This is a genomic window from Corallococcus llansteffanensis, from assembly GCF_003612055.1.
Lineage (GTDB): Bacteria > Myxococcota > Myxococcia > Myxococcales > Myxococcaceae > Corallococcus > Corallococcus llansteffanensis.
In genome coordinates this window covers 1-7,856 of record NZ_RAWB01000467.1, presented here as the reverse complement: position 1 = coordinate 7,856, position 7,856 = coordinate 1, and the positions used below count along the sequence as shown (strand labels likewise).

Here is a 7,856-nt window from a genome sequence, read left to right as displayed (position 1 = left end):
CCTCTGCACCCTCCCTCCCCCTCAACAGGGCCTCCATCCCTCTTATGCGTTGCGGGTTCTGTACTGTCCAGAACTGATAATAACAGAAAGAGCGGAAAGCGCCACAAAGTCCGGCCAACTGTGACCTGAATCGCCACAGTCATCAGACGACAAACATTGTCATCCAAGGACTTGCGCAGCCGACAGGCATGGTCTGACCATTGCAAATGACTGGCATCCGCTGTCCACACCCCAGGGAGGCATGGATGTCAAAGATGCGCACGAGAATGTTCATGGGCCGGCTGCTAACGGCCACGATGTTGGGAGCGTTCGCGGGCTGTCAGGCGGAGCCCTCGCAAGAATCCGGCCCCAAAGCCACGTCGCAGGAAATGACGGCGGCCACGGATGGCTGCGTGAATCGCTTCGAGGGCATCACCCACTGCACCACGGGCAATGCGGCGCTGGATGCCACGGACGAGGGCCTGGTGGTCACCGGCCTGGGCAATGGGGACGAGGACGGCGTCGTCGGGGCAGTGGGCCGCGCTGAGAGCTGGCGGCAGCATTCCATCGTGGACTTCGGCGAAGGCGACAAGGCCGTGACCTATTACGGCCGGAGCGAGGACCAGGTCATCAGCACGCTGCGAATGGCCCCGGACCCGGACCATCCGGGCGTCCTGCGCTTGCGGCCCACGTTCACTGGAAGCCCTGGCGGCTCGGATTACACCATCATCGTGCGGGACCACGGCGAGCAGGTGGCCTACTACAAGCTTCCGGGCGACCGGCTGAAGTCGGTCATCGTCGAGATGCAGGAAGCCCTGCACCGCTGGCTCCGGCTGGTCGAAACCTTCTCCCGCAGTGATGGCGGATCGGCCTTGAGTGGGGACACCCAGGGGGCCTGTATCTGGACGGTGCACTTCCAGGAAAACTCGTTCCGGGTGACTCTGGACGATGGCACGCAAGTGACGGGCGATGAGATCGAGTTCGTGGAGCAACTTGAGGACGGCGCCTATCCGTACTCCTCGTTCACACACATCGGGATGACCGGCGCGGTGAACAAGGTCACCGTCCTGGACGAGTCCGTGACCCTGAACAGCAAGTGATTGCCCGGGGCCCGCGAGTGGAGTGGGCGCGGGCCCCCTTGAATGGATGCCGAAGCCGCTTCGAAGACGCCGGGCGGGTGTGCTGCACCGGGTGCTGCGGCTGTTGGAGAAAAGAGGGACCCTGCCCGCGCAAGGGCCCGAGGACGCGCTGCAGGCGTACCAGGCGCATTCCCTGCAGCAGCGGCTGCGCTGGACGGAGGTGGAGCTTCGGCCTCCTCCCCGAAAGCAGCCCCGGTGCGCCTTCCCGGAGGGCTTCTCCCTGCACGCCAATACGCACCTGCATGCGAACGACAGGCAGGGGCTGGAGCGGCGATGCCGCTACGGGGCACGCGGTGCGCTGGCGCTGGAGCGTTTGTCACGAGTGGAGGATGGCCGCATTGCCTATCGGATGAAGCGCCCGCTGCCGGACGGTACGACGCACCTGCTCTTCACCGGACTGGAACTGTTACGACGTGTGGCGTCCCTGGTGCCTGGTGCCTCGGGCAAACCTCACGAGGTTCCACGGCGTCTTCGCTCCAGGCGCCAAACTGCGGTCATTTCGGGTCCCTCAAGGAGGTGCGCAGGAGGCGAGAGCGGGGAAGGAGGCAGCGGCCAGAACGGAGCGGATGAAGCAGAGGACGCCGCGAGTGGACTTTTGCCGAGGTGCTGAGGAGGACGTTCGACTTCGACGTGTTGGCCTGCGTGAGGTGTGGAGGCAAGCTTAAGGGTGTTGGCGTACGTGAAGGGAGCACGAGGGGTGCGCGCGATTCTGAAGCACCTGGGGTTGCGCACGGCGAGTGCGCACCTGGGCTGCTGGCGGCGCAGGAGCCGCTGCTCAGGCCCGGAGAGGGCGCGGGGGCGGGAGTCCCAGGCGCGCGGGGGCTCATCGTTTGGAGCCTCCTCCCACGTGGGCGAGGGGGACTCACGCGGCGCGAAGCTCAAGCTCCGGTCATGCCCAGGCGCCTGCGACACGGAGGCGCATCCCGTGGCCAGCAGCACCACGGCCAGCAACAGGACGTCAGCGCGCATCATCCACCCCCCGGGCCCACCTAGGCGAAAGCCCCCGGCCGCGGCGTCCCTTCCGATGTGGGAAGCAGCAGCGTGCCGCCTGTCCCCAGTGCGTAGCGCTTTCCCTCCAGGACGCGCCAGCGGACCTCGGCGGCCCCAGGTGGGGCGTGCCGGGCTTCGGCTTCATCGGTGTCTCGTCCGCGCTGCGCAGTGGCGTGGGCTCCATGCGGTGGAGCCGTGTCATCGGGGCGTGAAGGACGACAACTCGTAGATTCCCAGGGCCTTCTCAAGCGTGGCGACTTCCTCCACCACCCCCTCGAAGCCGTCCGCGCCGAACAGCTCGTGTTCCTTTCGCTCGAAGTCCTCGCCCAGCGCGTCGTACTCGTTGGCGGAGATGACCTGTCGCAGCGCAGGGAAGAGGATCGTGTCTTCACGTGCCGCGTGGGGGCCGTACATGCGGATGAAAGACTGAAGGGTGCGCGTCAACGACGCCACGGAATCAGGGTTGCTCAGCCCCTCAGGCGTCGCGAGGCGCAGCACGTCGGCCGTGAGTTGCCGTCCCCTCGCATGCTGCTCGCGCAGGACACCTACCAGCTCCAGCAGCCTCCCTGCCTTCTCGAAGCGAGGGAAGAGGAACTGTTCTTCGAGTCGCTCGTGGTAGTCCTCGATGAAGCGGCGGATGAGCTGGGCTCCGCCCGCGAGCGTCTGGGGTGGCACCTCCTCACCTGCAGCAAGGCGCCGGAGGCTCTCCTCGTAGACGAACAGCACCCGCCGCAGGACCCCATGCTCTCGCATGAGATCCTCCGCGGGAGAAACGTCCTCCTCTTGCTTCTGCTCTCCCGACTCCGCTGGACCGTGCTTGCTCCCGGCGGATGGGGTCGCGCATCCGGCCAGCACCCAGCCTGCACTGACACCTGTCACGGTCAACAGCAGGGACCGTCGCGAACTCTCTCTCTCCGCCATGAAGTGCCTCCTTCAATCGTCTTTCAGCAACTCCCCGAACAACTCGCGGTCCTTCTCCAGTTCCAGCCAGTTCGATCCGGATGCGTCCTGGCCGCGAAGTCAGAACGAGGCGCTCCACGTGAGCGCGGCGCCGCCTGGGGCCGGCGCGACGCCGAGGTCGGTGAGCGCGGAGAGGGCGCGGTGTTGCCGCTTCCACTCCACGTAGGTGCTGTGGCGGCTGATGCCCACGAACAGGAGCGGGAGGCCCACGGCCGCGAAGACGCCGCCGATTGCCAGCGAGGAGCCAAAGCAGACGTCCTGCGTGTCGCGGGGGATCAGGCTGGTCTTGCAGAGGGGTGAGGTGAGCAGGTTGACCGCACCCACACCGGTCAAGATGCTGCCGGCGACGAGCATCCCGGTGCCCGTGGGAGGAGGCTTGCCGCCGAGCAAGTCGTTCTCGCGGTCCTGGGCGAGGGCGGGAGCAGAGGCGAGGGTGACAGCTGCGCTCACGAACATTGAGAGGGGAGCTTTCATGAGACGAACAGAGCGCAGGGCGGTGCGTGACGTCAACTCATGGAGCGTCTGGCTTTGGGAAGCGGGTGCTCGACAAGCTCTGCCACGAAACGTGCGGAAGGCCCGAGCGGCGACGCGGGGTCGGCATAGAGTCGTGGGCCATCGCCAAAGCCTCACCCAGGAGCCACACCATGAAGCTGATGTCGAGCAGTGCCATTGTGACGGGAGCAGGACAGGGCATCGGACTGGGAATCGCCGCGCGCCTCATGCGGGACGGCGCCAACGTGCTGTTGTTCGGGCGGACGCCGGAGAAGCTGGAAGCGGCCGCCGCGGAGCTCAACCGGACGGCGGAGGGGCGCACCCGGGCCGTGCCCTTCGCGGGAGACGTGGTTCGCGCGGAGGACGTGGCGCGAGCGCTCGACGTCGCCACGCGCGAGTTCGGCCTCCCGGGCATCCTGGTGAACAACGCCGGAACGGCCACCATCCGCACGCTGCTCGAATTGCCCGAGGCGGAGTTCGACCAGGTCCTGGCCATCAACCTCAAGGGGCCCTTCCTGTTCACCCAGGCTCTCGCGAAGGCGCTCGTCGCCGCGAAGCAGCCGGGCTCCATCGTCAACATCTCCTCGCTGAACCAGACGGCGGTGACGGACGGACTGTCCCACTACTGCGCCTCCAAGGCGGGGCTCGCGAACTTCTCGAAGGCCGCGGCTTCGGAGCTGGGGCGTTACGGCATCCGGGTGAATGTCGTGGCCCCGGGCGCCATCCGCACCCCCCTGGCCGAGGTGGCCGGCCTGGGGACGGGAGCCATGGCGCAGGGCTTCCTCGCCCACACGCCGCTCGGGAAATCGTGGGGCGAGCCCGATGACGTGGCCAAGGTGGTGTCGTTCCTCTGCAGCGACCTCGCGTCCTGGATTACCGGAGACACCATCGCCGTGGACGGCGGCAATCACATCCGCGGACTGCACAGCTACGCGGACGCGCTGGGCCTCACCCGGCCCGTGGACGGGTAGGGGCCGGGACCGCGGGCCTTCCCTCCTTCCGATCCTCCGCTCAGGCCGCGTGCGTTGGGTCGCTGGCGTTCCACGCCACGCCGTCACCGCGGTCCATCGTCTCGATGGTGGTCATGTCCGCGACAAGGATCCGGTGGCGCCCTTCTCCTACGGACCCTCGTTCCGGCTGCCGGCGTGGCTACTACGGGCTGATGGAGAAGCTCCCCGGCCAGGAGCCATAGGAGTACGTGGTGATGCCGTTGCGGGTCGTGCCCGAGTAGCCGCTCTGCCCCGGCTGAATGGTGACGACCACCGTCCCGCCGGTGGCGGGAATCGCACCGGCATGCACCGCGGCCGCGCAAACACTCGAGTCGTCGGTGTAGAGGTCCGTCCCCCACACAGCCCCCCCGCTCACCGCCTCACAGCTGCACCGAATCTGCGTCCCGTTCTGCCCGCGGTAGGAGGTGAAGCTGTAGCTCGAGCAGCTCGCGACCGCACTGCCAGGGGAGTAGAGGGAGTTCAGCGCGGTGATGTCGGAGCTGGTCCACTCGCCGGTCTCGGTCGTCCGGGCGCAGGAGTTCATGACCGACCCGCCCAAGGTTGCCGTGGTCGGCGTCCCAGGGATGTGGATGGCGCCCAGGTCACCAGCTCCCTCGTCGCCGGCGACGCCGCAGCTGATGTTGTGATCGTAGTAGTCCGAGTGGCGCAAGCCGATCGAGTGGCCCAGCTCGTGGGTGATGATGTGCTCGTTCAAGTCGACGCTGTAGCTCTGCAGCCCGGTGCCGATAAAGATGGCCCCGTAGGGCAGGCCGCCCGAGGGGAAGCCCGTCCAGCCGCCAGCGCCGTCCATGGTCGTCGCGATGATGTTCGCGGTGCAGCCGGTGGTCGGGCCGCGCGCGAAGGTGATCCGGAGGCCCCGTTCATTGTAGTTGGCGATGGCCAGGTCGAGCCCTTGGCTCAGGAGGGTGTAGCTGTCGAACGTGGAGGTGGGGTTGACGCAGATCTTCGTCACGCTCGAGCCGACGAGGTTGGTCGAGCGGTACTGCTCAGCGCTCCCCGCAGGGGCCTGGAGCATTTCGCGGGACGCATCGAGGGTCACGTGAGCATCGCGACCCACGTAGACCCTCTCGTCGGCGACCATGATGTCGTCGGCCGGAAACCCGGCCTCGATCAGGTTGGAGACGATCTCCTGGTTCTCGGTCTCCGGGTCGACGCCGCAGCCGACGAGGGCAACACCGGCCAGCAACGCCATGGAAAGCTTACGCAAGGGGGCTTCCTTTCAATGCACGAGTTCGCATCGTTGCTCCACCGAAAGGAGTGAGCCAACGCGGCCGGAAATCATGCAGAGAATCTGTGGGCGCTCGATTGAACTGACGCGTCATCCAGGCAGATGGGAGAGCCGGTTCCGTGGCTCTCCCGCACGGCCCCCTACACCGGCGCGGCACACCGCCTTGCTGCCTCCGGCAGCGGCACCCCTCGACCCCTTTGCACCTGCCCGCCCCCTCAACAGGGCGTCCCATTCCGCTTATGCTTCGCAGTGCTGTCTGGAATGGACCTGGCCGGCAAGCTCCCGAGGTGTACGCATGAAGTCTCCATCGCAGCCATCCGCCACCGAGGTGCTGGCAGGTGAGGAGCACGCTCCCATCTGGGGAAGCAGGCTGGGTTGGATTGCCGGGGCGGATGAGCAGGGAAGGCTCCTGGTCGACTTCCCTGGCAACCGCGCGGGCCCGCGGGTCGCTCGCAGGACCATCTCGCTGGAGACCGCCGCGCTGCAGGATGCGATTGCCGCCCGCCAGCCCGTGGTGCTGCTCTTCGAGAACGGTGACCCGGGGCTGCCCCTGGTGATTGGCATGGAGCAGACGTCCAGCCCGACGCCGCTCATCGACGAGGTCCTGGAGGCGGCGGCCCGGCCGGCGCAGCAGCCCGTCGAGGCCCAGGTCGACGGCAAGCGGGTCGTCATCGAGGGGGAGGACGAGATTGTCCTTCAATGCGGGCAGGCCAGCATCACGCTGCGGCGCAATGGCCGGGTCGTCATCCGGGGCACCCTCATCGAGAGCCATGCCTCGGGCACCCATCGCATCAAGGGTGGCTCGGTGCAGATCAACTGACCATGCACTTTCTGCGGGACGTCTACGAGGAGCACCTGGACGAGGCGGCCTTCCTGTGGACGCAGTGGGAGCGCGCCCTGGCCGCGCCCGACCGTACCCTGGCGGACACGGAGACCGTGGAGGAGCGCCTGCTGGCGCACCTGGATGCCCTGGTGGTGGGTGGGGCGCCCGTGGCCGAGGCGCTGCTGCTGCCCGCGCTGGAGTCGGAGGAGCCCACGCGCCTGAGCGCCGCCCTGTGGGCGCTGCTGGCCCAGCCGGACGTGCTGAAGACCTCCACGATGGAGGCCCTGCTGGGGACGCTGCCCGGGGAGCTGCGCTCCGCGGCCCAGCGGGCCCTGGAGCTGAGCGGGAGGAGGGACCTCCCGGGCGTGGTGCTCCAGCCCTGGCAGGGGATGCAGGAGGCCCCCTTCGTGGCGCTGGCCCTCGACGTGCTCGCGTTCCGGCGGGAGGTGTCCCGGCCGCCGCTGGAGCGGCTTTCCCACCCGGACGGCCAGGTCGTGGCGGCTGCGCTCCGGGGGCTGTGGCCCCTGCCGCCCGAGGTGGAGGCGCTATGGCTGGCGCGGTTGCTGAAGGACCCTCGCCCCGGAGTCGCCGACGCCGCCCTGGAGGCCGGGCTGGTGTCCGGTGCAGGGGCCGCATGGGAGGCCTGCCGCGCACGGGTGACCGGAGCGGCGCGCGCCGCACGGCTGCCCATGGTGGTGCTCGCGCTTGGCGGCGAGCGCCGGGACCTTGAGCTGCTCGTCGGGTTGCTGGGGCGTGAGGACGCACGCGCGGACGCGCTCTGGGCGCTCGGCTTCAGCGGTCGGCGCGAGGCCGCCGAGGCCTGCCTGGAGCTGATGGGAGAGCGCCGCGTGGCGCCGCTCGCCGCGGAGGCCTTCAGCGCCATCACCGGCCTCGAGTGGGCGGGCCCCTACGTCCTGCCCCGCGAGGAGCCGGAGGAGCTTCCCCCGCTGGTGGAGGACCTGTCCCAGGACCTGGAGCCTCGGCCCGAGGACGCCCTGCCCGTGCCCGCCCAGCCGGCGGTGGCGGCGTGGTGGAAGGAGGCTCGCCAGCGCTTCTCAGAGGGCAAGCGCTACCTGTGGGGCCGCGAGTTCGGCCCGGACGTCCTGCTGGACGCGCTGGAGCAGGGGCCCATGTGGCGCAGGCCGGTGCTGGCGCTGGAGCTGGCCTGGCGGAGCCAGGGCGCATGTCTCGTCCAGACACGCGCCTTCACCCACCAGCAGCGCACGGTCCTGGGG

8 protein-coding genes are annotated in these 7,856 nt (G+C 68.4%); 5 read left to right on the top strand and 3 right to left on the bottom strand.

Features of this window, described 5'->3' with window-relative positions; all coding sequences use genetic code 11:
* Positions 1–245: 245 nt before the first annotated feature.
* Positions 246–1,079 carry a hypothetical protein gene (locus tag D7V93_RS32160; RefSeq protein ID WP_147451450.1) on the top strand — a complete coding sequence of 278 codons (834 nt, stop codon included), beginning with the start codon at positions 246–248 and terminating at the stop codon, positions 1,077–1,079.
* 46 nt (positions 1,080–1,125) lie between these two features.
* Complete coding sequence (locus D7V93_RS46990) at positions 1,126–1,728, top strand: transposase (protein WP_244237647.1); 603 nt, start codon at positions 1,126–1,128, stop codon at positions 1,726–1,728.
* 578 nt (positions 1,729–2,306) lie between these two features.
* Here D7V93_RS46990 and D7V93_RS32135 read toward each other — a convergent pair.
* Both D7V93_RS32135 and D7V93_RS32130 read right to left on the bottom strand, forming a co-directional pair.
* The gene (locus tag D7V93_RS32135; protein WP_120647016.1) at positions 2,307–3,029 is read right to left on the bottom strand and encodes a hemerythrin domain-containing protein; all 723 of its coding nucleotides are present in this window, start codon (positions 3,027–3,029) and stop codon (positions 2,307–2,309) included.
* A 99-nt stretch (positions 3,030–3,128) separates the two neighbouring features.
* Positions 3,129–3,524 (bottom strand): hypothetical protein, encoded by a 396-nt coding sequence (locus D7V93_RS32130; RefSeq protein ID WP_120647015.1) that lies wholly within the window; start codon positions 3,522–3,524, stop codon positions 3,129–3,131.
* Positions 3,525–3,712: 188 nt separating this feature from the next.
* Here D7V93_RS32130 and D7V93_RS32125 point away from each other — a divergent pair, with 188 nt between their 5' ends.
* Complete coding sequence (locus tag D7V93_RS32125) at positions 3,713–4,531, top strand: SDR family NAD(P)-dependent oxidoreductase (protein WP_120647014.1); 819 nt, start codon at positions 3,713–3,715, stop codon at positions 4,529–4,531.
* Between the two features lie 181 nt (positions 4,532–4,712).
* Here the strand turns inward: D7V93_RS32125 and D7V93_RS32120 are convergent, their stop codons facing one another.
* The gene (locus tag D7V93_RS32120) at positions 4,713–5,777 is read right to left on the bottom strand and encodes a M57 family metalloprotease (RefSeq protein WP_341870976.1); all 1,065 of its coding nucleotides are present in this window, start codon (positions 5,775–5,777) and stop codon (positions 4,713–4,715) included.
* Between the two features lie 316 nt (positions 5,778–6,093).
* Here D7V93_RS32120 and D7V93_RS32115 point away from each other — a divergent pair, with 316 nt between their 5' ends.
* The gene (locus D7V93_RS32115) at positions 6,094–6,618 is read left to right on the top strand and encodes a DUF6484 domain-containing protein (protein WP_120647012.1); all 525 of its coding nucleotides are present in this window, start codon (positions 6,094–6,096) and stop codon (positions 6,616–6,618) included.
* A gap of 2 nt (positions 6,619–6,620) precedes the next feature.
* On the top strand, positions 6,621–7,856 hold a 1,236-nt coding region (locus D7V93_RS32110; RefSeq protein ID WP_120647011.1), incomplete at its 3' end, for a TIGR02270 family protein.

What these genes read in the sequence shown, in the direction of transcription:
- D7V93_RS32160 (WP_147451450.1), top strand. Translation starts at nt 246, where the DNA reads ATGTCAAAGATGCGCACGAGAATGTTCATGGGCCGGCTGCTAACGGCC.
- D7V93_RS46990 (WP_244237647.1), top strand. Translation starts at nt 1,126, where the DNA reads ATGCCGAAGCCGCTTCGAAGACGCCGGGCGGGTGTGCTGCACCGGGTG.
- D7V93_RS32135 (WP_120647016.1), bottom strand. Translation starts at nt 3,029, where the DNA reads ATGGCGGAGAGAGAGAGTTCGCGACGGTCCCTGCTGTTGACCGTGACA.
- D7V93_RS32130 (WP_120647015.1), bottom strand. Translation starts at nt 3,524, where the DNA reads ATGTTCGTGAGCGCAGCTGTCACCCTCGCCTCTGCTCCCGCCCTCGCC.
- D7V93_RS32125 (WP_120647014.1), top strand. Translation starts at nt 3,713, where the DNA reads ATGAAGCTGATGTCGAGCAGTGCCATTGTGACGGGAGCAGGACAGGGC.
- D7V93_RS32115 (WP_120647012.1), top strand. Translation starts at nt 6,094, where the DNA reads ATGAAGTCTCCATCGCAGCCATCCGCCACCGAGGTGCTGGCAGGTGAG.